The 24,824-nt window shown below is 68.9% G+C and carries 20 protein-coding genes; 4 read left to right on the forward strand and 16 right to left on the reverse strand.

All coding sequences use genetic code 11. The annotated features are described in order from the left end of the window. Nucleotides 1-9 precede the first annotated feature (9 nt). From AB0M92_RS13325 to AB0M92_RS13335, 3 genes are all read right to left on the reverse strand, one after another. On the reverse strand, nt 10-948 hold the full coding sequence (locus AB0M92_RS13325) for an FKBP-type peptidyl-prolyl cis-trans isomerase (RefSeq protein WP_366102246.1): 939 nt from the start codon (nt 946-948) through the stop codon (nt 10-12). 104 nt (nt 949-1,052) lie between these two features. Further along, the gene (gene pafA / locus AB0M92_RS13330; RefSeq protein ID WP_366102247.1) at nt 1,053-2,414 is read right to left on the reverse strand and encodes a Pup--protein ligase; all 1,362 of its coding nucleotides are present in this window, start codon (nt 2,412-2,414) and stop codon (nt 1,053-1,055) included. Between the two features lie 58 nt (nt 2,415-2,472). Further along, a complete protein-coding gene (locus AB0M92_RS13335; protein ID WP_366102248.1) occupies nt 2,473-3,759 on the reverse strand; it encodes an MFS transporter in 1,287 nt (428 codons plus the stop codon). 146 nt (nt 3,760-3,905) lie between these two features. Between AB0M92_RS13335 and AB0M92_RS13340 the strand changes: the two genes are divergently transcribed. After that, nucleotides 3,906-4,904, forward strand: coding sequence for a LacI family DNA-binding transcriptional regulator (locus tag AB0M92_RS13340; protein WP_366102249.1), 999 nt, complete (start codon nt 3,906-3,908; stop codon nt 4,902-4,904). 69 nt (nt 4,905-4,973) lie between these two features. Here the strand turns inward: AB0M92_RS13340 and prcA are convergent, their stop codons facing one another. From prcA to arc, 6 genes are all read right to left on the reverse strand, one after another. Further along, the gene (prcA, locus tag AB0M92_RS13345) at nt 4,974-5,738 is read right to left on the reverse strand and encodes a proteasome subunit alpha (protein ID WP_366102250.1); all 765 of its coding nucleotides are present in this window, start codon (nt 5,736-5,738) and stop codon (nt 4,974-4,976) included. Nucleotides 5,739-5,778: 40 nt separating this feature from the next. Further along, nucleotides 5,779-6,618: a proteasome subunit beta gene (gene prcB / locus AB0M92_RS13350; protein ID WP_366102251.1), complete on the reverse strand. Its 840-nt coding sequence runs from the start codon at nt 6,616-6,618 to the stop codon at nt 5,779-5,781. Beyond that, entirely contained in the window at nt 6,599-7,006 is a 408-nt protein-coding gene (locus AB0M92_RS13355; RefSeq protein WP_366102376.1) for an endonuclease VII domain-containing protein, read from the reverse strand. Before AB0M92_RS13355 ends, prcB begins: the two co-directional genes overlap by 20 nt. Nucleotides 7,007-7,194: 188 nt before the next feature. Beyond that, nucleotides 7,195-7,407, reverse strand: a complete 213-nt coding sequence (locus AB0M92_RS13360) for a ubiquitin-like protein Pup (protein WP_030016348.1) — start codon at nt 7,405-7,407, stop codon at nt 7,195-7,197. Between the two features lie 170 nt (nt 7,408-7,577). After that, complete coding sequence (gene dop, locus AB0M92_RS13365; RefSeq protein ID WP_366102252.1) at nt 7,578-9,089, reverse strand: depupylase/deamidase Dop; 1,512 nt, start codon at nt 9,087-9,089, stop codon at nt 7,578-7,580. Between the two features lie 246 nt (nt 9,090-9,335). Further along, nucleotides 9,336-11,102, reverse strand: coding sequence for a proteasome ATPase (gene arc, locus AB0M92_RS13370; RefSeq protein ID WP_366102253.1), 1,767 nt, complete (start codon nt 11,100-11,102; stop codon nt 9,336-9,338). A 264-nt stretch (nt 11,103-11,366) separates the two neighbouring features. Here arc and AB0M92_RS13375 point away from each other — a divergent pair, with 264 nt between their 5' ends. Next, nucleotides 11,367-11,687 (forward strand): ferredoxin, encoded by a 321-nt coding sequence (locus tag AB0M92_RS13375; RefSeq protein ID WP_366102254.1) that lies wholly within the window; start codon nt 11,367-11,369, stop codon nt 11,685-11,687. A gap of 4 nt (nt 11,688-11,691) precedes the next feature. Here the strand turns inward: AB0M92_RS13375 and AB0M92_RS13380 are convergent, their stop codons facing one another. The 3 genes from AB0M92_RS13380 to AB0M92_RS13390 form a co-directional block, all read right to left on the reverse strand. Next, complete coding sequence (locus AB0M92_RS13380) at nt 11,692-12,210, reverse strand: hypothetical protein (protein WP_366102377.1); 519 nt, start codon at nt 12,208-12,210, stop codon at nt 11,692-11,694. Nucleotides 12,211-12,513: 303 nt separating this feature from the next. Then, on the reverse strand, nt 12,514-13,410 hold the full coding sequence (locus AB0M92_RS13385; protein ID WP_030157179.1) for a tRNA (adenine-N1)-methyltransferase: 897 nt from the start codon (nt 13,408-13,410) through the stop codon (nt 12,514-12,516). An 18-nt stretch (nt 13,411-13,428) separates the two neighbouring features. Then, nucleotides 13,429-14,919 (reverse strand): site-2 protease family protein, encoded by a 1,491-nt coding sequence (locus AB0M92_RS13390; protein WP_366102255.1) that lies wholly within the window; start codon nt 14,917-14,919, stop codon nt 13,429-13,431. On the opposite strand from AB0M92_RS13390, the gene AB0M92_RS13395 reads away from it, so the two are divergent. Continuing rightward, nucleotides 14,816-15,757: a PD-(D/E)XK nuclease family protein gene (locus AB0M92_RS13395; RefSeq protein WP_366102256.1), complete on the forward strand. Its 942-nt coding sequence runs from the start codon at nt 14,816-14,818 to the stop codon at nt 15,755-15,757. The two genes, AB0M92_RS13390 and AB0M92_RS13395, sit on opposite strands and share 104 nt — an antisense overlap. Nucleotides 15,758-15,823: 66 nt before the next feature. Continuing rightward, nucleotides 15,824-16,498, forward strand: a complete 675-nt coding sequence (locus tag AB0M92_RS13400) for a response regulator transcription factor (protein WP_366102257.1) — start codon at nt 15,824-15,826, stop codon at nt 16,496-16,498. A gap of 74 nt (nt 16,499-16,572) precedes the next feature. Here the strand turns inward: AB0M92_RS13400 and AB0M92_RS13405 are convergent, their stop codons facing one another. The 4 genes from AB0M92_RS13405 to metH form a co-directional block, all read right to left on the reverse strand. Continuing rightward, nucleotides 16,573-18,159 carry an ABC transporter substrate-binding protein gene (locus tag AB0M92_RS13405; protein WP_366102258.1) on the reverse strand — a complete coding sequence of 529 codons (1,587 nt, stop codon included), beginning with the start codon at nt 18,157-18,159 and terminating at the stop codon, nt 16,573-16,575. 87 nt (nt 18,160-18,246) lie between these two features. Next, nucleotides 18,247-19,851 carry an ABC transporter substrate-binding protein gene (locus AB0M92_RS13410; protein WP_366102259.1) on the reverse strand — a complete coding sequence of 535 codons (1,605 nt, stop codon included), beginning with the start codon at nt 19,849-19,851 and terminating at the stop codon, nt 18,247-18,249. A 480-nt stretch (nt 19,852-20,331) separates the two neighbouring features. Next, entirely contained in the window at nt 20,332-21,033 is a 702-nt protein-coding gene (locus AB0M92_RS13415; RefSeq protein ID WP_366102260.1) for an HAD family phosphatase, read from the reverse strand. A 115-nt stretch (nt 21,034-21,148) separates the two neighbouring features. Further along, nucleotides 21,149-24,661: a methionine synthase gene (gene metH / locus AB0M92_RS13420; protein ID WP_366102261.1), complete on the reverse strand. Its 3,513-nt coding sequence runs from the start codon at nt 24,659-24,661 to the stop codon at nt 21,149-21,151. Between the last annotated feature and the right edge of the window lie 163 nt (nt 24,662-24,824).

Below are 24,824 nucleotides of genomic sequence, written 5' to 3' on the forward strand. Positions count from 1 at the left end.
CGGACAGTCTTACATCACGGCGAGGATGTCGAGGCTGAAGACCAGCGTCGAGTTGGCCGGGATGGTGCCCGTCTCCTTGTCGCCGAAGCCCTGGTCCGGCGGGATGACCAGGAGGATGCGGCTGCCGACCTTCTTGCCGACCAGGCCCTCCTTGAGCCCCTTGACCGAGAGCTGGTCCATCGGCCAGGTCACCGTCTGGTCCGTGGCGTACGTGCTTTCGAAGGTCTTGTCGTCCTTCCACGTCTTGCCGTTGAACTTGACCACGACGCTGTCGGTGTCCTTGACGGCCGCGCCGTCACTCTCCAGCACGTAGTTCGAGACCAGCTTCGCCGGCGGCGTCACGTCCTTCGGAACGGTCACGGAGACTTCCTTGCCGTCCGTGTTCGTACCGATCTTCGGCAGGTCCTTGTCGTCCTGCGCGACCTCCTTGCCCTTGGCCGAGGCCGGGACCGAGGTGCCCTTGACGATGTCCACGACGAAGACCAGCGTGGCGTTCGGCTTGATCTTGTCGCCGGAGCCCTTGTCGCCGTAACCGAGGTCCGGCGGGATCACCAGCTCCAGGCGGCTGCCGACCTTCTTGCCCTCAAGGCCCTGGTCCCAGCCCTTGATGACCATTCCGGCACCGATGGTCACCTCGAACGGCTTGCCCTTGCCGAAGCTCTGGTCGAACGGCTCCTTGCCGTCCCAGACCTGACCGAGGTAGTTGACCTGGGCGACATCGCCCTTCTTCAGCACCGGGCCGTCGCCCTCGCTGACGGTCACGACCTTCAGTTCCTTCGGCGGGTCCCCCTTGCCCTTCGACAGGGTCGGGGTCTCACCGAACTTGGCACCCTTGGTGATCGCGGGCGCCCCGTTCTTCATCTCGGCAGAGTCGGAGCCGCTGTCGCCACAGGCTGCTGTCGACAGCAGCAGAAGGGGTACGACAAGCAGGCCGGCAAGTCGGCGCACGTGTTCCTCAGATCTCAGACGGCGGTGCGGTCGACGCCACTCTAAGCCGTGGGCAGGGCCCCGTACGAGATCCGTACGGGGCCCTGCCCAAGATCAGCGGGATCTCACATCCCCGCGATCAGCTTCTCCACCCGGTCGTCCACCGACCGGAACGGGTCCTTGCACAGCACGGTCCGCTGCGCCTGGTCGTTCAGCTTCAGGTGCACCCAGTCGACCGTGAAGTCCCGCCGCTGCTCCTGCGCCCGGCGGATGAAATCGCCGCGCAGCCGCGCCCGCGTCGTCTGCGGCGGCACCGACTTGCCCTCGAAGATCTTGAGGTCGTTGCAGATCCGCGCCGCCTGCCCCTTGCGCTCCAGCAGGTAGTACAGCCCGCGCCGGCGGTGGATGTCGTGGTACGCGAGGTCTATCTGCGCCACCCGCGGGTTCGACATGGTCATGCCGTGCTTGGCCCGGTACCGCTCGATCAGCTGGTACTTCATGACCCAGTCGATCTCGGTCCCGATCCGGTCCAGGTCCTCCGCGTCGATCGCGTCGAGGGCGCGGCCCCACAGCTCCAGCACCTGGTCCACGGTGCCGGTACGGATCCCCCGGCGCTCGGCGAAGTCCACGGCCTTGTCGTAGTACTCGCGCTGGATCTCCAGCGCCGAGGCCTCGCGGCCGCTCGCCAGACGCACCTTGCGCTGGCCCGTGATGTCGTGGCTGACCTCGCGGATCGCCCGGATCGGGTTCTCCAGGGTCAGGTCCCGCATCACCGTGCCCGCCTCGATCATGCGCAGCACCAGGTCGGTCGCACCGACCTTCAGCAGCATGGTCGTCTCGGACATGTTCGAGTCCCCGACGATCACGTGCAGGCGGCGGTAGCGCTCGGCGTCCGCGTGCGGCTCGTCCCGGGTGTTGATGATCGGCCGCGACCGGGTCGTCGCGGAACTGACGCCCTCCCAGATGTGCTCGGCCCGCTGGCTCACGCAGTAGACCGCACCCCGGGGGGTCTGCAGCACCTTGCCCGCGCCGCAGATCAGCTGGCGCGTGACGAGGAACGGAATGAGGATGTCCGCCAGGCGGGAGAATTCCCCGTGCCGGGCCACCAGATAGTTCTCGTGGCAGCCGTACGAGTTGCCCGCCGAGTCGGTGTTGTTCTTGAAGAGATAGACGTCGCCCGCGATTCCCTCCTCGTGCAGGCGGCGTTCGGCGTCGACGAGCAGACCTTCGAGAATGCGCTCGCCTGCCTTGTCGTGCGTGACGAGTTCCGTCACGTTGTCACATTCGGGAGTTGCATATTCCGGATGCGAACCCACGTCGAGGTACAGGCGGGCGCCGTTCCGCAGGAAGACATTGCTGCTGCGGCCCCATGACACAACACGGCGGAAGAGGTAGCGCGCCACTTCGTCAGGAGACAGTCGGCGCTGTCCCCTGAACGTGCACGTGACGCCGTACTCGTTCTCCAGCCCGAAAATGCGGCGGTCCATGACTGAACATTACGCCTTCCGCACTGTTCTGAAACCGGGTTCGTGAACGCCGTTTCGATCAGTTGCCGACGAGCCGCTCCGCCGGACCGCCCGACGGGCCCTCCGGCACGCCCCCGCCGACGCCTTCCGCGGCCACGGCGGGCGAACCCGTCACCGTACGGGTCCGGCCCGGAGCGGCCATGACGCGCTGAGTGAGCGTCAGCACCAGCAACGCCGACGCACCCGCTACACACGCCACGGCGAACCCGCTCGCCGAACCACCCAGTTCCACCGCCGGACCCGCCGCGGCCGTGCCGATCGCCGCGCCCACACCGAAGAAGGTCACCAGCCACGAGAACGCCTCCGTCACCGTTCCCGCCGGAGCGTGCCGGTCCACGACGATGAAGGCGCACGCCAGCGCGGGCGCCAGGAACACGCCCGCCAGCGCCGCCAGCGCCGTCATCGCCACCGGCCCCGGAACCAGTACCAGCGGCAGGTAGCACACCGCCAACAGCGCCACGATCACGCGCAGCCGCCGCTCCGGCGCACCCGCCCACTGGCGCGCCCCGTAGAGCACCCCGCCGGCCAGCGCGCCCAGACCCAGCGCCGCCATCAGCCAGCCGTACACCGACTGGCCCCCGTGGTCATCGGCGTACGCCACACCCGCCACCGTGATCGAGCCCAGCGCCATTCCCACGAAGAAGAACGCGCCCAGCAGAGCCCGCAGCCCCGTCGAGCGCAGCGCGCCCAGCCAGTGCGCCTCGCGCGGCTCCGAACGCCACTTCCGCGAGGGCTCGCTGAGCACCACGGACAGCGCCCCCACGACACCGAGCGCATGGATCACCAGCAGCGCGCCGGCCGGATCCCACAGCGAGACGCACACCGTCACCAGCAGCGGCCCGACCGTGTACATGATCTCCTGCGCCACCGCGTCCATCGCGTACGCGGCGTGCACCCGCTCCTGCTTGCCGCCGAGCACCGAGGGCCACAGCGCCCGCAGCCCGCCCTCCAGCGGCGGTGCGAAGAACCCGCCGACGACCACGGCCCCGTACGCGACCGCCGCCGACACGGTGCCCGCGAACGCGAGCCACGCCATGCCCAGCGCCGAGAGCACCGCGGCCGGCAGCTGCACGCGCGGCTGCCCGAAGAGGTCCACGGCCCGCCCCAGCAGCGGCTGACCCACCGCGTTCGCCACTCCGTAGACCGCCGCGAGCGCGCCCGCGAGGCTGTAGCTGCCGCCCTCCGCGCGCGTGAACAGCACGATCGCGATCGCCGCGGTGGCGTTCGGCAGCCGGCCGACGAGCGTGCCCGCCAGCAGCCTCGCGGCATGCCGGGTCCTGAGCAGCTCCGCGTATCCCGCGGCCATGTCCGCCCCCTTCTGCCCGGAGTCCAGCCGGGAGTCAATCTAGTAATACGTATAACGTCGGAGGTCATACGTACCATGGCCACACCACGGGGGTCCAACCCGACCATCACCCCACCCCCTCCGACCTCGGACAACAGGAGCACGGTGTGACGAGACCCACCAGCCGGGACGTGGCCACCGCCGCCGGGGTCTCGCAGGCCACCGTCTCCCTCGTCCTCGGCGACAAATGGCGCGGCCGCGTCTCCGAACGCACCGCCGGCCTGGTGCGCGAAGCCGCCACCACCCTCGGCTACCGGCCCAACCTCGCCGCCCGCAACCTCCGCCTCGGCTCCACCCGCACCGCCCTCCTCGTCGTCCCCGCCCTCACCAACGAGTTCTTCGCCCGCGTCTACACCGGCGCCGCCCGCATCGCCGCCGAACACGGCTTCGGCGTCGTCCTCTACCCCTCCCCCGACGGCACCGGCCCCGCCCGCGACCCCTTCCCCTCCGCCAGCGCCGCCCTCGACGGCGTCATCGCCTCCTCCATGGCCGCCCACGCCCTCGACGCCATCGGCGGCGACACCGAACTCCCCCTCGTCATGCTCGACAGCGACCCCACCGCCACGCGCGCCGCCGCCCACGTCAACCTCGCCATGGCCGACGGCATGCGCCAGATCACCGAGCACCTCCTCGCCCTCGGCCACCGCCGCGTCCTCCACCTCGCCTCCGCCGTCGACTCCTGGACCTTCGACGTCCGCGCCGAAGCCCTGGCCGCCCTGCTGGGCCCCCACGCCGAGCTGCGCACCGTACGGGCCCCGCTCACCGTCGCCGACGCCCACACGGCCATGGAGGCGGTCCTCGCGGCCCCCGGAGCCAGGCCCACCGCCGTCGTCTGCGACGACGACGTCCTGGCCGCCGGCGCCTGCAAAGCCGCCCGCCGCCTCGGCCTGCGCGTCCCCGAGGACCTCTCCGTCACCGGCTTCGACGACCTCGCCCTCGCCACCGCCGTCGAACCCGAACTCACCACCGTCCACCTCCCCGCCGAACGCGTAGGCGAACAGGGCATGACCGCCCTCCTCGCCGCCCTCGACGGCGCCCCCTGGACCGCCCCCGACCTCCCGGTCGACCTCGTCGTCCGCGCCTCCACCGGCCCCGCCCCCGCCTGACCCCGCCTGACCCCGTGAACGCGAAAGCGCCCCCGGCCCGAAGGCCGGGGGCGCTCACGCGCGGGATCCCTACTCGGAATCGTCCTCGGGAGCCTCGTCGTTCGACACGGCATCCGCCTGCACGGCCGCCGTGACGTCCGCCTCCAGCAGCCGCGACAGCTGCCGCCCCCGGATCCGCTTGAACTTCCGCTGCTGGGCCCGCGTCCGGTCCAGCACCGCGACCTCCAGCCGCTCCGCCGGAATCGTCTTGTCCGTACCGTTCGCCTGGCTGGACAGCGCCTGCACCGCCAGCTTCAGCGCCTCCGACAGGGTCATCCCGTCCCGGTGGCGCTGGTCCAGGTACGTGCTGATCTGCTCGGCATTGCCGCCGACCGCGACCGAGCCGTGCTCGTCCACGATCGAACCGTCGTGCGGCAGCCGGTAGATCTGGTCGCCCGCGGCCGTGGCACCGACCTCGGCCACGACCAGCTCCACCTCGTACGGCTTCTCGCCTGCGCTGGAGAAGATCGTGCCCAGCGTCTGCGCGTAGACGTTGGCCAGCCCACGGGCCGTCACATCGTCGCGGTCGTAGGTGTACCCGCGCAGATCGGCGTAGCGAACGCCGCCGATCCGCAGGTTCTCGTACTCGTTGTACTTGCCGGCGGCCGCGAAGCCGATCCGGTCGTAGATCTCGCTGAACTTGTGCAGCGCGCGGGACGGGTTCTCGCCGACGAACACGATGCCGTCGGCGTACTGCAGCACGACAAGGCTGCGACCGCGGGCGATGCCCTTCCGGGCGTATTCCGCCCGGTCGGCCATGGCCTGCTGGGGTGACACATAGAACGGAGTCGACACCGGTTGTCCGTCCCTTTCTTCTGGGCGACGAGAGGAGTGGTCAGAGCAGGGCGGCGCGCGGGCCGTCGGGCTGCTCCAGCCGGTGGTTGGTGACGGTACGGGCGAGCTCCTGCGACTCATCGTCCGTCAGCCTGCGGAAGCCCTCGTCGGTGATGACCGTGACGATCGGGTAGATGTGGCGGTACAGGTCCGGACCGCCCGTCGCCGAGTCGTCGTCGGCGGCGTCGTACAGCGCCTGCACGACCAGGGTGGTGGCCTGCTCCTCCGTCAGATCAGGCCGGAACAGCTTCTTCATGGAGCCCCGGGCGAAGATCGAACCGGAGCCGGTCGCGGCATAGCCGTGCTCCTCGGAGCGGCCGCCGGTCACGTCGTAGGAGAAGATCCGGCCCTTCTCCTTGGCCTCGTCGTACCCCGCGAACAGCGGCACGACGGCCAGCCCCTGCATCGCCATGCCCAGATTGCTCCGGATCATGGTGGAGAGCCGGTTGGCCTTGCCCTCCAGGGAGAGGGTCGTCCCCTCCACCTTCTCGAAGTGCTCCAGCTCCAGCTGGAACAGCTTGACCATCTCCACGGCCAGACCGGCCGTACCGGCGATGCCCACCGCGGAGTACTCGTCGGCCGGGAACACCTTCTCGATGTCCCGCTGCGCGATCATGTTCCCCATGGTCGCGCGCCGGTCACCGGCCAGCACGACCCCGCCGGGGAAGGTGGCGGCGACGATGGTCGTCCCGTGCGGCGCCTCGACGACCCCCTCGGGCAGCTTCCGGTTCCCCGGCAGCATCTCGGGCGAGTGCGCCCCGAGGAAGTCCATGAACGAAGACGAACCCGGCGTCAGGAAGGCTGCCGGTAGACGCCCCGTGCTACGAGTGTTGGCTTCCACGCGTTCCCTCCAGGTATTGGATGGCCCGACGGATGCGGTCGGGGTTCTCCTTCAACAGGCCGAGGCCCATGTTGCAGTTGAGACAAAGTACGCCTCGGACCCTACCCGTCTCGTGGCAGTGATCCACGTGCACGGCTGGAGCCGTTAGACAGATGCAGCAGACGCCGCCCTGCATGGCGATCATCTCGTCACGCTCAGCCTCGGTGATTCCATAGGCCCGCTTAAGGTGGCCCACCCGGTTTCCGATTGCACGGCACGCCTTGCAGCGTGTAGCGAGACCGTCAGAGGCCGCGCTGTTGCGATGCCATTCGGATTGGGGTTTCGCTTCACCGCACCCGAGACAGTGCTTGTAGCCTTCCGGGGCTGACGGCCTCGACCGCCTGCCCATAGCCGCCTCGCGCTTCCTGTGAGACTCAGCGCCGCAGTCACGGCAGTGCCTCTGCAGCCCGTCCAAGTTGGCTCGCTTGGGAGCGAACTCCCGATGCGGCTTGCCTTCGCCGCATCGGGCACACGACTTCACTTGCTCCGACCCAACCAGACCCACCCAGCCACCTTCAATTCGAAGGAGAAACGGGCCTACTGGCCACCCTTTTGCACGAAGGAGCGCACGAAGTCCTCGGCGTTCTCCTCAAGCACATCATCGATTTCGTCGAGTACGGAGTCGACGTCGTCGGAGAGCTTTTCCTGTCGCTCCTTGAGGTCGGTCGATTCCTCGACCGCCGCCTCCTCGACCTCCTCGGTCGAGCGAGTCGCCTTCTGCTGTCCGCCGCCGGTGTCCTTGGTCGCCATGTCTACCTCACCCCGCTCGGTTCGCGCGCTCATGTCGAGAGACCCCGGGATCGGGATCTCTCAAGATCAGACCCTACGTCGGACCCTACAAGGAGGGCCCGACATTCGTCCCCGCACTTTCATAACGTGCGGCTGCTTTCATGATTCCCGGACCGGGGGCTTTTCAGCCCTCAGTTCCCGCTCAGTACCCGCACCAGGTCCTCCGCCGTGCGGCAGCGGTCCAGGAGCTCCTTCACGTGCTTGCGCGTACCCCGCAGGGGTTCCAGCGTCGGGACCCGCTGGAGCGAGTCGCGGCCCGGGAGGTCGAAGATCACCGAGTCCCACGAGGCCGCGGCCACGTCGTCCGCGTACTGCTCCAGGCACCGGCCCCGGAAGTACGCCCGGGTGTCCTCCGGCGGCTTGCCCTGCGCCCGCTCCACGGCCGGCTCGTCCACCAGCCGCTTCATCTTGCCGCGGGCCACCAGGCGGTTGTACAGGCCCTTCTCGGGCCGTACGTCCGCGTACTGGAGGTCCACCAGATGGAGCCGGGCGGCGTCCCAGCCGAGCCCGTCCCGCCTGCGGTAGCCCTCCAGGATCTCGCGCTTCGCGATCCAGTCCAGCTCCCCCGACAGGCTCATCGGGTCGCTCTCCAGCCGGCCCAGCACGTCCTCCCAGCGGGCCAGCACGTCCTTGGTCTGCTCGTCCGCGTCCGAGCCGAAACGCTCGTCCACGTACTTCCTGGCCAGCTCGAAGTACTCCATCTGGAGTTGTACGGCGGTCAGCGTGCGGCCGCTGCGCAGCGTGATCAGGTGTTGCAGGTCGGGGTCGTGGGAGACCTGGTGCAGGGTCCGGACGGGCTGATCCACGGCCAGGTCGACGTTGATGAAGGAGTCCTCGATCATCGAGAGGACGAGCGCCGTGGTGCCGAGCTTGAGGTAGGTGGAGATCTCGGAGAGGTTGGCGTCGCCGATGATCACGTGCAGCCGGCGGTACTTCTCGGCGTCCGAGTGGGGCTCGTCGCGCGTGTTGATGATGGGCCGCTTGAGCGTGGTCTCCAGGCCCACCTCGACCTCGAAGTAGTCCGCGCGCTGGCTGATCTGGAAGCCGTGCTCGCGGCCGTCCTGGCCGATCCCCACCCGTCCGGCGCCGGTGACGACCTGGCGGGAGACGAAGAAGGGGGTCAGGTGGCGCACGATCTCCGAGAAGGGGGTCTCCCGCTTCATCAGGTAGTTCTCGTGCGTGCCGTAGGAGGCGCCCTTGTTGTCGGTGTTGTTCTTGTAGAGGTGGATGGGCTGGGCGCCGGGGAGCTGGGCGGCCCGTACGGCGGCCTCGGCCATGATCCGCTCGCCGGCCTTGTCCCAGAGGACGGCGTCGAGCGGGTTGGTGATCTCCGGGGAGCTGTATTCGGGGTGTGCGTGGTCGACGTAGAGGCGTGCGCCGTTGGTGAGGATGACGTTGGCGAGGCCGATGTCCTCGTCGGTGAGCTGGCTGTTGTCGGCGGCCTCGCGGGCGAGGTCGAAGCCGCGGGCGTCCCGCAGCGGGTTCTCCTCCTCGAAGTCCCAGCGGGCGCGGCGCGCCCGGTGCATCGCCGCCGCGTAGGCGTTGACGATCTGGGACGAGGTGAGCATGGCATTGGCGTTCGGGTGCCCCGGGACGGAGATCCCGTACTCCGTCTCGATTCCCATTACTCGCCGTACGGTCATGCGGCCCTCCTTGCCCGGCGGCGCTCCCGTTCGGGAGCGGCGCTCAAGTACCGCTGGTGCTCCGGTGCGTGTGCGGTGCCCGTCCCCGCACTGCGCGACCGGCGGTACGGAAGAGCCTAGAACCACTCCGCGCTGGTGGGGAGATCATTTCAGTCATTGACTTCACTCCGTCACCGGCTGAAAAGCAGTCGGTAAAGCAGTCGGCTGCGGGTGCCCGGGCAGGGCACCCGCAGCCGCCCAGTTCGATCAGAGGTACTGACCGGTGTTTGCCACCGTGTCGATGGAGCGTCCGGTGTCCGCGCCCTGCTTTCCGGTGACGAGGGTGCGGATGAATACGATCCGCTCGCCCTTCTTGCCGGAGATCCGGGCCCAGTCGTCGGGGTTGGTGGTGTTGGGCAGGTCCTCGTTCTCCTTGAACTCGTCCACGCAGGCCTGGAGCAGGTGTGCGACCCGCAGGCCCTTCTGGTTGTGTTCGAGGAAGGCCTTGATCGCCATCTTCTTGGCCCGGTCCACGATGTTCTGGATCATGGCGCCGGAGTTGAAGTCCTTGAAGTACAGGACTTCCTTGTCGCCGTTGGCGTACGTGACCTCAAGGAAGCGGTTTTCCTCGGTTTCGGCGTACATCTGCTCGACGACCGTCTGGATCATGCTGTGGACGGCGACCTCGGGCGAGCCGGAGTGCTCGGTGAGGTCGTCGGTGTGGAGCGGCAGCGAGGCCTTGAGGTACTTGGCGAAGATGTCCTTCGCCGCTTCGGCGTCGGGGCGCTCGATCTTGATCTTCACGTCGAGCCGGCCGGGGCGCAGGATGGCCGGGTCGATCATGTCCTCGCGGTTGGAGGCGCCGATGACGATGACGTTCTCCAGGCCTTCCACGCCGTCGATCTCGGCGAGCAGCTGGGGGACGATGGTGTTCTCCACGTCCGAGCTGACGCCGGATCCGCGGGTGCGGAAGAGGGATTCCATCTCGTCGAAGAAGACGATGACGGGGGTGCCCTCGCTGGCCTTCTCGCGGGCACGCTGGAAGACGAGGCGGATGTGCCGCTCGGTCTCGCCGACGTACTTGTTGAGGAGTTCGGGGCCCTTGATGTTCAGGAAGTAGGACTTGCCCTGGGCCTGTCCGGTCACTTCGGCGACCTTCTTGGCAAGGGAGTTGGCCACCGCCTTGGCGATGAGCGTCTTGCCGCAGCCGGGAGGGCCGTAGAGCAGGATGCCCTTCGGGGGCCGCAGTTCGTGTTCCTTGAAGAGGTCGGGGTAGAGGTACGGGAGCTCGACCGCGTCGCGGATCAGTTCGATCTGGTCGCCCAGGCCGCCGATCTTCTCGTAGTCGATGTCGGGGACCTCTTCGAGGACCAGGTCCTCGACCTCGCTCTTGGGGACGACCTCGTAAACGTAGCCGGAGCGGGGTTCGAGCAGGAGGGCGTCGCCGGGGCGGATGGTGATGTCCAGGAGCGGCTCGGCGAGCCTCACCACCCTTTCCTCGTCGGTGTGCCCGACCACCAGGGCGCGCTCGCCGTCCTCAAGGATCTCCTTGAGGGTGACGATGTCCCCGGCCCTTTCGAACTCCATGGCCTCGACCACGTTGAGGGCCTCGTTGAGCATGACCTCCTGGCCGCGCCGGAGGTCTTCCGGTTCGACGCTGGGGCTGACGTTCACGCGGAGCTTTCGGCCGCCGGTGAAGATGTCGACGGTGCCGTCTTCGTTCGCCTGAAGGAAGACACCGAAGCCGGCCGGCGGCTGCGCGAGCCGGTCGACTTCCTCCTTGAGTGCGATGATCTGGTCGCGGGCCTCACGGAGCGTATTTGCCAGTCGCTCGTTTTGCGCGGAGACGCCGGCCAGGTTTGTCTGGAGCTCGACGATCCGCTCTTCGAGAATCCTCGTGTGTCGCGGAGAGTCGGCGAGCTTACGTCGCAGGACGGCGATTTCCTGCTCGAGATAGGCAACCTGACCGGCGGGGTCTTCAGACCCTCGCCCCGGCCGGATGCCGCGGTTGATGTCGTCGTCGTGGGCTGCCACGGTCCTCACCTCCTCCAAGGGGAGCTGGACGCTTCCTGACCCTACCTGGGCTGGTGGTGATTGAAACCCCTAGATCACAAAGACGGTAGAGGTGTGTCCGATCTTCACCCTTGCGTACTCCCTCACGCCAAGGAAATACCCACCCATCAACATCGGAAAGCAGCCGGTTGTAAGGTCGAAGTGTTCAACACCCGTCAGGGCTCGCGCGACTTGCCGCGGCTCGTGGCGGAAACGGATCACTGAGCGCAGGGAACGGCAGGAGATATGACCGTGCAGCAGGAGGCTTCCACGGGTGGTGCCGGGCAGGCCGGCGAGCCGCTTGAGGTGTGGATCGACCAGGACCTGTGCACCGGTGACGGCATCTGTGTGCAGTACGCGCCGGAGGTGTTCGAGCTGGACATCGATGGTCTGGCGTACGTGAAGAGCCCCGAGGACGAGCTTCTGGCGGAGGCGGGGGCGACGACTCCGGTTCCCCTGACGCTGCTGCAGGACGTGGTGGACTCGGCGAAGGAGTGCCCGGGTGACTGCATTCACGTAAGGCGCGTTTCGGACAGGGTCGAGGTGTTCGGTCCAGACGCGGAGTGACGGTTCAAACACTCCTGGCGTCTGAGTTCGTCAGCTCCTGGCGGAATTTTCCGCCGCTCCAGCGCCACTTGGCGAGCTGTTTCACGTCGGGGCTGTAGCGGGGCACCTGGGGCGAGGAGTAACCGAGGAGACTGGCGGTGACGACTCCGTCGCTGATCGTGAGATCGGCGGCGGTTTGTCGTTTCCCGGCCTCCAGCAGGGTCGCGACGATCCTCGGGGTGGCGCCGGGGGTCTTGTCCTGGGCGAGTACGTAGATCGCGTGGGGCGGGGTGCCGGATCCGGCGTCGCAGCGTACGGCGGCGACGGTCTCGGGGCGGCCGTCGCCGTCGAGGTCGCCCCGGGCGGTGGCGGTGACGGCCGTCGGCAGGCCCTTGCAGTCCAGCGGGTACGTGACGGCCGCCGGGTCGGGGGCGGTGGCCTGCGGGCCGCTCGCGGGGGCCGCGGAGGTGCCTGCGGGGCCGGCGTGGCCGGTGGCGGAGGCGTCCGGCTGGATGATTCCCGCGAGGGCTACGACGGCGGCCATGGCGGTGGCCGTGGCGAGCCAGTGGAGCGGCCTGGCGCTGCTGTGGGCCAGGAATTCCGGTGTCGGCGTCAGCTCGGCGGGGCGGTGCGGCACGCGGGGTGTCTCCTGTGCGAGGGGTGACGGGGAGCCAGCATCGTGCCACACCTCACACCGGGGCGGAACGGCCGGGTCCGTGTCGGCTGGGGCCGGTATGGGGGGTCGCTGGTGGGACAACGAAAAGGCGCTGTGGCGCAGTTCCCGGATCGTGCGGGGAACTGCGCCACAGCGCCTCGGTGTTGGGTGGGCCGGGTGGCCCCGTCGCGTCTAGGCGGAGCGGTCGCTGCCGGGTCCGTCGTAGTCCTCGCCGTAGGCGCCCTTGGCGGGGCGGCGGCGCCGCATGGGCGGCTCGACGCCGTCGGCGAGGCGGCGGGCGGTGACGAGGAAGCCGGTGTGGCCGATCATCCGGTGGTCGGGGCGGACTGCGAGGCCCTCGACGTGCCAGTTGCGGATCATCGATTCCCAGGGCTGCGGCTCGGCGAAGCAGCCGATCTCGCGGATGGACTCGACGGTCTTGGAGAGCTGGGTGGTGGTGGCCACGTAGCAGCACAGGATGCCGCCGGGCACCAGCGCCTTGGAGACGGCCTCCAGGCACTCCCAGGGGGCGAGCATGTCGAGGATGACGCGGTCGACGTCGGTGTCGGACAGGTTGTCCTGGAGGTCGCCGACGGTCAGCTGCCACGCGGGGTGGGGGCCGCCGAAGTAGCGCTCGACGTTGGCGGTGGCGATCTCGGCGAAGTCCGCGCGGCGCTCGTAGCTGTGGAGCATGCCCTGGTCGCCGATGGCGCGCAGCAGGAAGCTGCTCAGGGAGCCGGAGCCCACTCCCGCTTCCACGACGCGGGCGCCGGGGAAGATGTCGGCGAAGGCCAGGATCTGGCCCGCGTCCTTGGGGTAGACCACGGCGGCGCCGCGGGGCATGGACAGGACATAGTCGGGGAGCAGGGGACGCAGCGCGAGGTAGGCGACGTTGCCCGTGGTACGGACGACGCTTCCTTCGGGGGAGCCGATCAGCTCGTCGTGCGGGAAGGAACCCTTGTGGGTGTGGAAATTCTTCCCTGCTTCGAGCGTGAACGTGTAGTGGCGGCCCTTGGGGTCGGTGAGCTGAACCTGGTCCCCGACCTCGAAGGGCCCGCGTCGGCGGGCGGCACCGGTCGGTTCGGACATGTGACCAGTGTATTGGCTTCAGGACTGGGGCCGCGCCATGGCCTTCACGAAGGCCTTCTCGACGTCGAGGGTGGACAGGACGCCGTAGATCTCGCCGGAGGGTTCGAGGACGAGGTACTCGGTGGCGGGGGTGGCGCGGAGGTGGTCGAGGAGTTCCTCGCCGGAGAGTTCGGCGGAGATCTTCATTCCGTCGCCGAGTTCCTGGGCGAGGGTGCTGACGGCGACCCAGGGGCGGCGGTGTTCGGGGACGGAGGCGATGGCGCTCTCGCGGACGATGGAGAGCGGGTCGCCGTGGCCGTCGACGACGACGATGGCGCGGGCGCCGTGGGCGTTGGCGCGGCGCAGGGCCTCGGAGAGGGGGGTGGCGTTCTCCACGGGGACGGCGCGCCGGGTGAGGGTGCGTGCGCGCAGTTCGGGGAGGTGCTCGCGCAGGCGGGCCATGCGCAGGCTGTTGCCGGCGCCGGTCCAGATGATGGCGGCGAGGATCGCGGCGAGCAGGGCGTCCATGACGGTGTTCATGCCGCCGATGTCGTCGGTGCCCGCGCCGAGGATGCCCGTGTGGGTGATCATCGGGAGTCCGATGAGGACGGTGACGGCGAGGGCGCGGCCGACCCAGGCGGCGGCGACGGTGCCGGTCATGGGTTTGCCGGTGATGCCCCAGATGACGGCGCGGAGCATGCGGCCGCCGTCGAGCGGGAGGCCGGGGAGCAGGTTGAAGGCGGCGACGAGCAGGTTGGAGATCATCAGGCCGGCGAGCAGGACTCCGGGGACGCTGGCCGGGTCGACGAGTTCCATGCCGAGGTAGAAGGCGCCGGCGAGGAGGAGTGAGAGGAGGGGGCCGACGAAGGCGAGGACGAATTCGCGGCCGGGGGTCTCGGACTCCTTCTCGATCTCGGAGACTCCGCCGAAGAACTGGAGCTGGATCCGGCGCACGGGCAGTTTGAAGCGGAGCGCGGCGACGGTGTGGGCGAGTTCGTGGACGAGGACGGAGGCGTAGAAGGCGACGGCGAAGAAGAGGGAGACGAGGTAGCGGGCTGGGCCGAGGTCGGGTAGGACGCGGTCGAGCTGGTCGCCGAAGACCCAGGTGATGAGGGCGGCGACGAGGAACCAGCTGGGCGAGACGTAGACGGGCACGCCGAAGGGGCGGCCCATGAGGATGCCGCCGCCCGGTCCGGAGCGCTTGTCTGCGCGCTCGCCGGTTTCGTCGGTGTCTGCCACGGCTGTCCTTCGTTCGGTGCTGTCCGGCGGGTTGCGGCCGGCGGTTCTCTCAGTGTGGTGCAGGTGCACGTTCGGTGCGGGGTGGGGTCCGTGGTGGCGTGGTGTGATGCTCCGATCATGCAGTGCGATGGGGCTCGGCGTCGATGGTATGCGCGCGCTGTCGGCGGCGGGTCGTAGGGTTTTGTCCATGACGACGAGTCCCGGTCCGGTTCCCGGTACAGCAGATGCGGATGCGGCGCCGCGCGCCGTGGCGCCTTCCTCGCTCTCCCCTTCGCGGGCGAGCGATTTCATGCAGTGCCCGCTGCTGTACCGGTTCCGGGTGATCGACAAGCTGCCGGAGAAGCCGAGTGCGGCGGCGACGCGGGGCACGTTGGTGCACGCGGTGCTGGAGCGGCTCTTCGATCATCCGGCGGTGGAGCGGACCGCGCCGCGGGCGAAGGCGTTGATCCCGGGTCAGTGGGACCGGTTGCTGGAGTCGAGGCCGGAGCTGGTGGAGCTGTTTCCCGAGGCGGACGAGGGGGCGGGGCTGGCGCGTTGGCTGACGGAGGCCGAGGCGCTGGTGGAGCGGTGGTTCACGCTGGAGGACCCGACGCGGCTGGAGCCGGTGGAGCGGGAGTTCTTCGTGGAGACGGAGCTGGAGTCGGGGCTGCGGCTGCGCGGGATCATCGACCGGGTGGACGTGGCCGCGTCGGGCGAGGTGCGGATCGTCGACTACAAGACGGGCAAGGCGCCGCGGCCGGAGTACGCCGAGGGTGCGCTGTTCCAGATGAAGTTCTACGCGCTGGTGGTGTGGCGGCTGAAGCAGGTCGTGCCGCGGCGGTTGCAGCTGGTGTACCTGGGCAGTGGGGACGTGTTGACGTACGACCCGGTGGTCGCGGATCTGGAGCGGGTGGAGCGCAAGCTGCTGGCGCTGTGGGAGGCGATCAAGGAGGCGACGGAGACGGGTGAGTGGCGGCCGCGGCCGACGAAGCTGTGCGGCTGGTGCGATCACCGGGCGGTGTGTCCGGAGTTCGGCGGGACTCCCCCGGTGTATCCGCTGGTGATCGTCCCGAGGCCCGCGGCCGCGCCCGAGGCCGGGGCCGGGGCCGGGCCTGAGGCTGGGCCCGGGGCCGGGGCCGGGGAATCCTGAGGGGCCGATCAGGGCAGAATGGGCGGCGTCCGTCGATGCCGCTGTACGAATACGAGGTACCCCACCGTGGCGATCCGCGTCCTACTGGTCGACGACCAGCCGCTGCTGCGCACCGGTTTCCGGATGATCCTGGAGGCCGAACAGGACTTGGCGGTCGTCGGCGAGGCCGGGGACGGTCTGCAGGCCCTGGAGCAGGTGCGGGCGCTGCAGCCCGACGTGGTGCTGATGGACATCCGGATGCCGCGGATGGACGGGGTGGAGGCCACCCGGCAGATCACGGGTCCGGGCCGGGACGGTCCGGCGAAGGTGCTGGTGCTGACCACGTTCGATCTGGACGAGTACGTGGTGGAGGCGCTGCGGGCGGGGGCGAGCGGGTTCCTGCTGAAGGACGCGCCGGCCGTGGAGCTGGTGCAGGCGATCCGGGTGGTGGCGGGCGGCGAGGCGATGCTGGCGCCGAGCATCACGCGGCGGCTGCTGGACAAGTACGCGGGCCATCTGCCGTCGGGTGAGGAGAGCCTGCCGGACACGCTGGGCACGCTGACGGAGCGGGAGGTCGAGGTGCTGAAGCTGGTGGCGCGCGGCCTGTCGAACGCGGAGATCGCGGCGGACCTGTTCGTCAGCGAGACGACGGTGAAGACGCATGTGGGGCACGTGCTGACGAAGCTGGGTCTGCGCGACCGGGTGCAGGCGGCGGTGTACGCGTACGAGAGCGGTCTGGTGCGGCCGGGGGCCGGGGCGTAGCGCCGCCGGGAACGGCCGAAGGGGCCGGTGGCCGCGTTGCGCGGCCGCCGGCCCCTTCGCCGTTGCGGGTCGGGTCAGCCCTTGCTGATCTCCCAGAAGCGGAAGACGGTGGAGGCGTCCAGGGACCACTGCAGGCCGGTCACGTTCTGGCGGGTGACGGCGTACTGCTTGCTCTGCCAGAGCGGGAGCAGCGGGATCTCGTCGGCGACGATGTCCTGGAGGCGGTTGTAGTCGGTGTTGGCCGCGGTGCGGTCGGACTTCGCGGAGGTCGACGGGATGATCGTCCCGCTGATCTCCTTGTTGTCGTAGTTGTTGTGCACGACGTTGTCCGGGCCGAAGAACGGCTGGGTGAAGCTGTCGGCGTCGGGGTAGTCGGGGACCCAGCCCTTGACGTAGACGCCGTACTTGCCGTCCTGGACGTCCTTCTCGTACTGCGTGTACTCGACGGACTTGACGTCGGCCTCGAAGAGTCCGCTCTCGTTGAGCTGCTTGGCGATGAGCTGGAACTGCTGGTCGGTGGAGGGGCCGTTGCGCGTCGTCGTCGAGTACAGGGTGATCTTCACCTTGTCCTTGATGCCGGCGGCGCGCAGGACGGCCTCGGCCTTCTTCGGCTGGGGGGTGCCGCCGTAGCGGTCGAAGAAGGCGGTGTTGTGGGAGGCGATGCCGGCCGGGACGATCGAGTAGAGGGCGGTCGTCGTGCCGTCGTAGACCTCCTTGACGATCGCTTCGCGGTCGACGAGGTAGGCGATGGCCTTGCGGATCGGGAGCTTTCCGGCGACGGGGTCGTTCATGTTGAAGACGAGGTGCTCGACTTCGGCGCCGGTGCCCTGGACGACCTCGACCTTGTGGTCTCCGGTCTTGGTGGAGGACAGGGCGGCGATGTCCTTGGCGGCGAGGCCGCGGAAGGCGAAGTCGACGTCGCCGCCTTCCAGGACCTTCTTCAGGCCGGCCTGGTCGCCGTTGAAGAACTTGAGCGTGACGCCGGTGTTCTTGGCCTTGGCCTTGCCGCTGTAGTTCTCGTTGACGGAGAAGCCGGCGCTCTTCTCGTTGAAGGAGTCCAGCTTGTAGACGCCGGAGCCGATCGCCTTGTCGTCGGTGCGCAGCTTGTCCGCGGGGTACTCGCTGTGGTCGACGATGGAGCCGGCGCCGGAGGCGATCTTGCTGGGGAAGGTCGCGTCGGAGGTCTTGAGGCGGAAGACGACGGTCTTGTCGTCGGGGGTGTCGATGCCGGCGATCGACGCGAGCATCACGGCGGGGCCGTTGTCGTCGTTGATCTTCAGCGTGCGCTCGAAGGAGTACTTGACGTCCTTGGAGGTGAGCGGGTGGCCGTTGCTGAACTTCAGGCCGGTGCGCAGGACGCACTTGTAGAGCTTGCTGTCGCCGCCCTCGAAGTTGCAGCTCTGCGCGGCGTCGGGCTCCGGCGTGGTGCCGCCGCCCTTGGGGAAGGCCAGCAGGGACTGGAAGACGTTGTTGAAGAGCAGCCAGGAGCCGGCGTCGTAACCGGAGGCGGGGTCGGTGGACCGCACCTTGTCGGATATGCCCATGACCACGCCCTTGCCGCCGCCGTCGGCGGTGGAGCTGCCGGTCGAACCGCAACCGCTGAGCAGTGCGGCAGCGGTGGCCGCGCCGAGCGGGGCCGCAAGCCACTGGTTACGTCTCATCACGCGAACGTCCTTCACAGTCAGTCGAACTGTTTCGTTTTCGCCGGCCTGCGACACCCGCCGCCGGTCCTGCCGGTACTGCCGGTGTCAGCCGCTGACGCCCCGGCCGAGTTCCCACAGCTGGAGGTCGGAGATGGCGTTGACCGACCACTCCACTCCGGTGATCCCGTCGCGTGCGGCGACGTACTGCTTGCCCTGCCACAGGGGCAGGACGGGCACGTCCTCGGCGACGATGTCCTGCATCTCCGTGATCGCGGGGGCGGCGACGTTGCGGTCGACGGCACGCCGGGATTCGGGGATGAGCTTGGTGCGCACCGCGGTGTTGGCGTACGGCGTGCCCAGGAAGTTGTCCTGCTCCAGGAACGGGGCGAGGAAGTTGTCGGCGTCCGGGTAGTCGGGGAACCAGCCGAGCCCGTAGGCGGCGTAGTCGCCCTTCTTCTGCGCGGGCCGGAAGTCGGACCAGTCGGAGCCCTGGACGGTGACGTCGAACAGCTGGGTGGAGTTCAGCTGGTTCTTGAGGGTTTCGAACTCGGTGGCCGTGCCGTCGCCGTAGTGGTCCTTGGTGTAGTTCAGCGTCAGCTTGACCGGGGTCTTGATCCCGGCGGTCTTCAGCAGGTCGGCGGCCTTGGCGGTGTTGGCTTCGCCGTACTTGTTGAAGAAGGCGTTGACGTGGCCGGGGACCGAGGAGGGGACCAGGGAGTACAGCGGCTGTGCGGCCTTGCCGTAGACCTTGTCGATGATCGCGTTGCGGTCGACGGCGGCGGCGAGGGCCTGGCGTACGGCCTTGTCCTTGACGCCGGGGGCATCGGTGTTGAAGCCGATGTAGCGGATTTCCAGGCCGGGCATCGGGACGAGCTTGACGCCCTTGGGCGGCTTGGCGGCGAACTCGGTGATCTGGGCGGGCGACAGGGTGCGGGAGACCATGTGGACGGTTCCGGCGGTCAGGGCCCTGCCCATGGCCGCGGAGTCGTCGAAGGTGCGCAGTTCGACCTTGTCGTTCTGCAGCTTCAAGTCGCCCTTGTAGTTCGGGTTCTTGCTGAAGACGGCGCGGACGAGGTGGTTGTCCTTGACCTCGGCCTTCATCGTGTAGGGGCCGGATCCGTCGACGGCGAAGCCCTCGCGGAGCTTCTTGGCGTCGTAGTTCTTCTCGCTGACGATGCCGGTGGCGGGGGTGGAGAGCTTGTACGGGAAGGTCGCGTCCGGGGTCTTCAGGTGGAAGACGACGGTGTCGGCGGACTTCGCCTCGACGGTGTCGAGGGTGGAGAGCAGCGAGGAGGGGCCGTTCTCGTCCTTGATGGCGAGGACGCGGTCGATGGAGTACTTGACGTCCTTGGCCGTGAGGGGCTCGCCGCTCGCGAATTTGAGGCCGGGGCGCAGGGTGCAGCGGTAGCTCTCGTTGCCGGCGTCGGTGAAGCGGCAGTCGGAGGCCGCTTCGGGGACGGGCTGGCCGCCGCCGCGGGGGGTGTGCATCAGCGTCTGGACGGTCTGCCGCAGGACGTTCCAGGCGCCGGCGTCGTACGCGTAGGCCGGGTCGAACGGTGCGGGGGCGTAGTCGGCCGCCTCGAACCGGTCGGTGGTTCCGACGACGATCACTCCGGATCCGGCTGCGCCTCCGCTCGTGCTGCCGCAGGCGGCGAGCGTGGGGGTGAGCAGTCCGGCCGCGGCCGTCAGCACCAGGGTCTTGCGGTTCATGCTGGAAGTACTCCCTTGACCGGCACTTGCTCAAAGCGGCGTAAAGGGCACTTCGCGGCGGTCGCCCGTTCAGGGCGGAACGATCGGGCCGGTGTTGTGACGATCGGTCCACGCGGTTCCGGCACATGGGTGTGCGTCCGGGACAGCAGAGGTGCGGCGTAGTGCCCGCGTCGACATTAGTGGTCTGGGAGGGGATGGCTTGAACTGGCAGGAGTTGGGGCGTAATCGCACGGTGATGGGTGCGGACTGGCTGTTTATGTGCCGGTCGCCTCAGATTCGGTCAGGAGCTGATCAATCCGGACACAAGGGCAGGTTTCCAGGCCTCCGGACAGGTGCGTCGGGGGCCGGTCGGGTGACAAAGGTCACCCGACCCAACTGCCACGGAAAGGATGGAATTTCAGCCTCCAGGCCATGGAACGGAAGATCCTTCCGTGGGACCTCGGTCACACCGCGATTCCGTTCGGCACTGAGCGTACGCGATCAGTTCATCGGAGTGATGAGGGAGCGCAGGAACGGAAGGTCCACGTCCTCCAGCGAGCGGACGACCGTACGGCCCGGGGCGGGCGCGATGACCCCGACGGAGGGCACGGCCACGACCCGGCAGCCGGCCGCCTCGGCGGAGGCCACCCCCGTCGCGGTGTCCTCGATGACCGCGCAGCGCGAGGGGTGGGCGCCGAGGGTGCGGGCGGCGAGCAGGTAGGGGTCGGGGTGCGGCTTGGTGCGGGCCACCTCGTCGCCGGCCACGCTCAGCGCGAACCGCTCGGGGCCCAGGGAGCGCAGCACCCGGTCGATGACGCGGCGGTGCGAGGCGGAGACGAGGGCGGTGGGCACGTTGTGCCGGGCCAGCTCGGCCAGCAGCCGCTCGGCGCCGGGCATCATCGGCACCTGATCGGCGATCCGCGCCTCGAAGCGCTCGTTGAGCAGGACGCTCAGCTCCGAAAGGGTGATGGCGGCGCCGGTGGACTCGATGAGGAAGGCGGCGGAGCGGGTCATCGGCCCGCCGACGACGACGTCGCGCCAGGCCTCCTCCAGGCGGTGGCCGAGCTCGGCGAAGACGTCGACCTCGATCTCCCACCAGAAACCCTCGGTGTCGACGAGGGTGCCGTCCATGTCCAGCAGCACCGCCTGCAGGGCATGCCCGTCGGCCGTACGGGCGACGGGCGCGGGAACGGTGCTGGTCATCCGGCACACACCTCTCTCAGGGGACGAGAAGGCCGGCCGCCTCTTCCCCATGGGCATTCCCCCGGGGAACAGGCGACCGGCCTGTATGGGACCGACAAGTGTACGTCGGTCCGCGTCAGCGTGCGTTGAAATACTTCGCTTCGGGGTGGTGGATGACGATCGCGTCGGTGGACTGCTCCGGGTGGAGCTGGAACTCCTCGGAGAGGTGGACGCCGATCCGCTCCGGCTGGAGGAGGTCGGCGATCTTGGCGCGGTCCTCCAGGTCGGGGCAGGCCCCGTAGCCCAGCGAGAAGCGGGCGCCGCGGTACTTCAGGTCGAACATGTCCTCGACGGCCGCCGGGTCCTCGCCGCCGAAGCCGAGCTCGGCGCGGACGCGGGCGTGCCAGTACTCGGCCATGGCTTCGGCGAGCTGCACCGACAGGCCGTGCAGCTCCAGGTACTCGCGGTAGGAGTCGGATTCGAAGAGCTTGGCCGTGGCCTCGCCGATCTTCGACCCGACCGTGACCACCTGGAGGCCGACCACGTCGGTCTCGCCGGACTCCTCCGGGCGGAAGAAGTCGGCGAGGCACAGGCGCCGGCCGCGGCGCTGGCGCGGGAAGGTGAAGCGGGTCCGCTCGTTGCCGTCGTCGTCGAGGATGATCAGGTCCTCGCCCTTGGACACGCAGGGGAAGTACCCGTAGACCACCGCGGCTTCGAGCAGGTTCTCGGTGTGCAGCTTGTCGAGGAGGCCGCGCAGCCGCGGACGGCCCTCGCTCTCGACGAGCTCCTCGTACGTGGCCCCGCCGGCGCGGGCCTGCTTGAGGCCCCACTGGCCCTTGAACAGCGCACCCTCGTCGAGCCAGGAGGCGTAGTCCTTGAGCGGGATGCCCTTGACCACGCGGGTGCCCCAGAACGGCGGGGTGGGGACGGGGTTGTCGACGGCGACGTCGGAGCGGCCGCCCTTGTCCTCCGGTTCGTCCACCTGGAGGACGGGCGTGTCGCGCTTGGCGACGCGTCGCTGCTTGAGCTCGGGCAGGGAGGCCCCGGGGACTCCGCGCTTGACGGCGATCAGGGCGTCCATCAGGCGCAGGCCCTCGAAGGCGTCGCGGGCGTAGCGGACCTCGCCCTCGTAGATCTCGTGGAGGTCCTGTTCGACGTAGGCGCGGGTGAGGGCGGCGCCGCCGAGGATCACCGGGTAGTCGGCCGCCAGCTTGCGCTGGTTGAGCTCCTCCAGGTTCTCCTTCATGATCACGGTCGACTTCACGAGGAGGCCGGACATGCCGATGACGTCGGCCTTGTGTTCCTGCGCGGCTTCGAGGATCGCGGAGACCGGCTGCTTGATGCCGATGTTGACGACGTTGTAGCCGTTGTTGGTGAGGATGATGTCGACGAGGTTCTTGCCGATGTCGTGGACGTCGCCGCGGACGGTGGCGAGCACGATGGTGCCCTTGCCCTCGTCGTCGGTCTTCTCCATGTGCGGTTCGAGGTAGGCGACCGCGGTCTTCATGACCTCGGCGGACTGGAGCACGAACGGCAGCTGCATCTGGCCGGAGCCGAACAGCTCGCCGACGACCTTCATGCCCTCCAGGAGGGTGTCGTTGACGATGTCGAGGGCCGGGCGGTCCTGGAGCGCCTCGTCGAGGTCGGCCTCCAGGCCGTTCTTCTCGCCGTCGATGATGCGGCGCTGGAGCCGCTCGTCGAGCGGGAGCGCCAAGAGCTCCTCGGCGCGGCCGGCCTTGAGGGACTTGGTGTTGACGCCCTCGAAGAGGGCCATCAGCTTCTGGAGCGGGTCGTACCCCTCGGCGCGGCGGTCGTAGATGAGGTCGAGGGCGGTGTTGACCTGCTCGTCGTCGAAGCGCGCGATGGGAAGGATCTTGGAGGCGTGGACGATCGCCGAGTCCAGGCCGGCCTTGACGCACTCGTCGAGGAAGACCGAGTTCAGCAGGACGCGGGCGGCCGGGTTCAGGCCGAAGGAGATGTTGGACAGGCCGAGCGTGGTCTGGACGTCCGGGTGGCGGCGCTTGAGCTCGCGGATCGACTCGATCGTCGCGATGCCGTCACCCCGGGACTCCTCCTGCCCGGTGCAGATGGTGAAGGTCAGCGTGTCGATGAGGATGTCCGACTCGTTGATGCCCCAGTTGCCGGTCAGGTCGGCGATGAGGCGCTCGGCGATGGCGACCTTGTGCTCGACGGTGCGGGCCTGGCCCTCCTCGTCGATGGTCAGGGCGATCAGCGCGGCGCCGTGCTCGCGGGCGAGGCGGGTGACCTTGGCGAAGCGGGATTCGGGGCCGTCGCCGTCCTCGTAGTTCACCGAGTTGATGACGGCGCGGCCGCCCAGCTTCTCCAGGCCCGCCCGGATCACGGGGACCTCGGTGGAGTCCAGGACGATCGGCAGCGTGGAGGCCGTGGCGAAGCGGCCGGCGAGCTCCTTCATGTCGGCGACGCCGTCGCGGCCGACGTAGTCCACGCACAGGTCGAGCATGTGCGCGCCCTCGCGGATCTGGTCGCGGGCCATCTCGACGCAGTCGTCCCAGCGGGCGTCGAGCATGGCCTCGCGGAACTTCTTGGAGCCGTTGGCGTTCGTCCGCTCGCCGATCGCCATGTACGCGGTGTCCTGGCGGAACGGGACGGTCTGGTAGAGGGAGGACGCGCCGGGCTCCGGGCGGGGCTCGCGGACGGCCGGGCTGAGCTCGCGGACCCGCTCGACGACCTGGCGCAGGTGCTCCGGCGTCGTACCGCAGCAGCCGCCGACCAGGGAGAGGCCGTACTCGCGGACGAAGGTCTCCTGGGCGTCGGCGAGCTCGGGGGCGGACAGCGGGTAGTGCGCGCCGTTCTTGCCGAGGACGGGCAGGCCGGCGTTGGGCATGCAGGACAGCGGGATGCGCGCGTTGCGGGCCAGGTGGCGCAGGTGCTCGCTCATCTCGGCGGGGCCGGTGGCGCAGTTCAGGCCGATCATGTCGATGCCGAGCGGCTCCAGCGATGTGAGCGCGGCTCCGATCTCGGATCCCAGCAGCATGGTGCCGGTGGTCTCGACGGTGACGGAGCAGATGAGCGGGACGAAGATGCCGAGGGCCTCCATGGCGCGGCGGGCGCCGATGATGGAGGACTTGGTCTGCAGGAGGTCCTGGGTGGTCTCGACGAGCAGGGCGTCGGCCCCGCCGGAGATCAGGCCCTCGGCGTTGACCTGGTAGGCGTCGCGGATCGTCGCGTAGTCGATGTGGCCGAGGGTGGGCAGCTTGGTGCCGGGGCCCATGGAGCCGAGGACCCAGCGCTGCTGCCCGGTGGCGGCGGTGTACTCGTCGGCGACCTCGCGGGCGATGCGGGCGCCGGACTCCGAAAGCTCGAAATTGCGTTCGGGGATGTCGTACTCGGCGAGGGCGGCGAAGTTCGCGCCGAAGGTGTTGGTCTCGACGCAGTCCACGCCCACCGCGAAGTACGCGTCGTGGACGGAGCGCACGATGTCGGGGCGGGTGACGTTGAGCACCTCGTTGCAGCCTTCGAGCTGCTGGAAGTCCTCCATGGAGGGGTCCTGCGCCTGGAGCATCGTTCCCATGGCTCCGTCGGCGACGACCACGCGGGTCGCCAGTGCCTCTCGGAGGGCATCGGCCCGGGTCTGGGTGTCAGCGGGCGGGTTCGGCAACGAGGCCATGGTTGTGCTCCCTGGGATGCGACGGCTGTCGGCTTTGCACCCTCGCTGTGTCAAGGGTGCACGCGGTCAGGGTAACCGCGTGGCACCGGACCCGGTGGTGCCGTCCCACGTGGCGGACTGCATTCTGTGCCCGGGGGTCTGCCAGGGGTGTCCTGGCCGACGG

Origin of the sequence: Streptomyces sp. NPDC051582 (genome assembly GCF_040681715.1) — a bacterium.
GTDB lineage: Bacteria > Actinomycetota > Actinomycetes > Streptomycetales > Streptomycetaceae > Streptomyces.

Coding starts and splice junctions, on each gene's coding strand:
- pafA (WP_366102247.1), bottom strand. CDS start 2,414: ATGGACCGCCGCATTTTCGGGCTGGAGAACGAGTACGGCGTCACGTGC.
- AB0M92_RS13335 (WP_366102248.1), bottom strand. CDS start 3,759: ATGGCCGCGGGATACGCGGAGCTGCTCAGGACCCGGCATGCCGCGAGG.
- AB0M92_RS13355 (WP_366102376.1), bottom strand. CDS start 7,006: ATGGGCAGGCGGTCGAGGCCGTCAGCCCCGGAAGGCTACAAGCACTGT.
- AB0M92_RS13360 (WP_030016348.1), bottom strand. CDS start 7,407: ATGGCGACCAAGGACACCGGCGGCGGACAGCAGAAGGCGACTCGCTCG.
- dop (WP_366102252.1), bottom strand. CDS start 9,089: ATGACCGTACGGCGAGTAATGGGAATCGAGACGGAGTACGGGATCTCC.
- AB0M92_RS13375 (WP_366102254.1), top strand. CDS start 11,367: ATGACCGTGCAGCAGGAGGCTTCCACGGGTGGTGCCGGGCAGGCCGGC.
- AB0M92_RS13380 (WP_366102377.1), bottom strand. CDS start 12,210: ATGGCCGCCGTCGTAGCCCTCGCGGGAATCATCCAGCCGGACGCCTCC.
- AB0M92_RS13385 (WP_030157179.1), bottom strand. CDS start 13,410: ATGTCCGAACCGACCGGTGCCGCCCGCCGACGCGGGCCCTTCGAGGTC.
- AB0M92_RS13395 (WP_366102256.1), top strand. CDS start 14,816: ATGACGACGAGTCCCGGTCCGGTTCCCGGTACAGCAGATGCGGATGCG.
- AB0M92_RS13390 (WP_366102255.1), bottom strand. CDS start 14,919: ATGAAATCGCTCGCCCGCGAAGGGGAGAGCGAGGAAGGCGCCACGGCG.
- AB0M92_RS13405 (WP_366102258.1), bottom strand. CDS start 18,159: ATGAGACGTAACCAGTGGCTTGCGGCCCCGCTCGGCGCGGCCACCGCT.
- AB0M92_RS13410 (WP_366102259.1), bottom strand. CDS start 19,851: ATGAACCGCAAGACCCTGGTGCTGACGGCCGCGGCCGGACTGCTCACC.
- AB0M92_RS13415 (WP_366102260.1), bottom strand. CDS start 21,033: ATGACCAGCACCGTTCCCGCGCCCGTCGCCCGTACGGCCGACGGGCAT.
- metH (WP_366102261.1), bottom strand. CDS start 24,661: ATGGCCTCGTTGCCGAACCCGCCCGCTGACACCCAGACCCGGGCCGAT.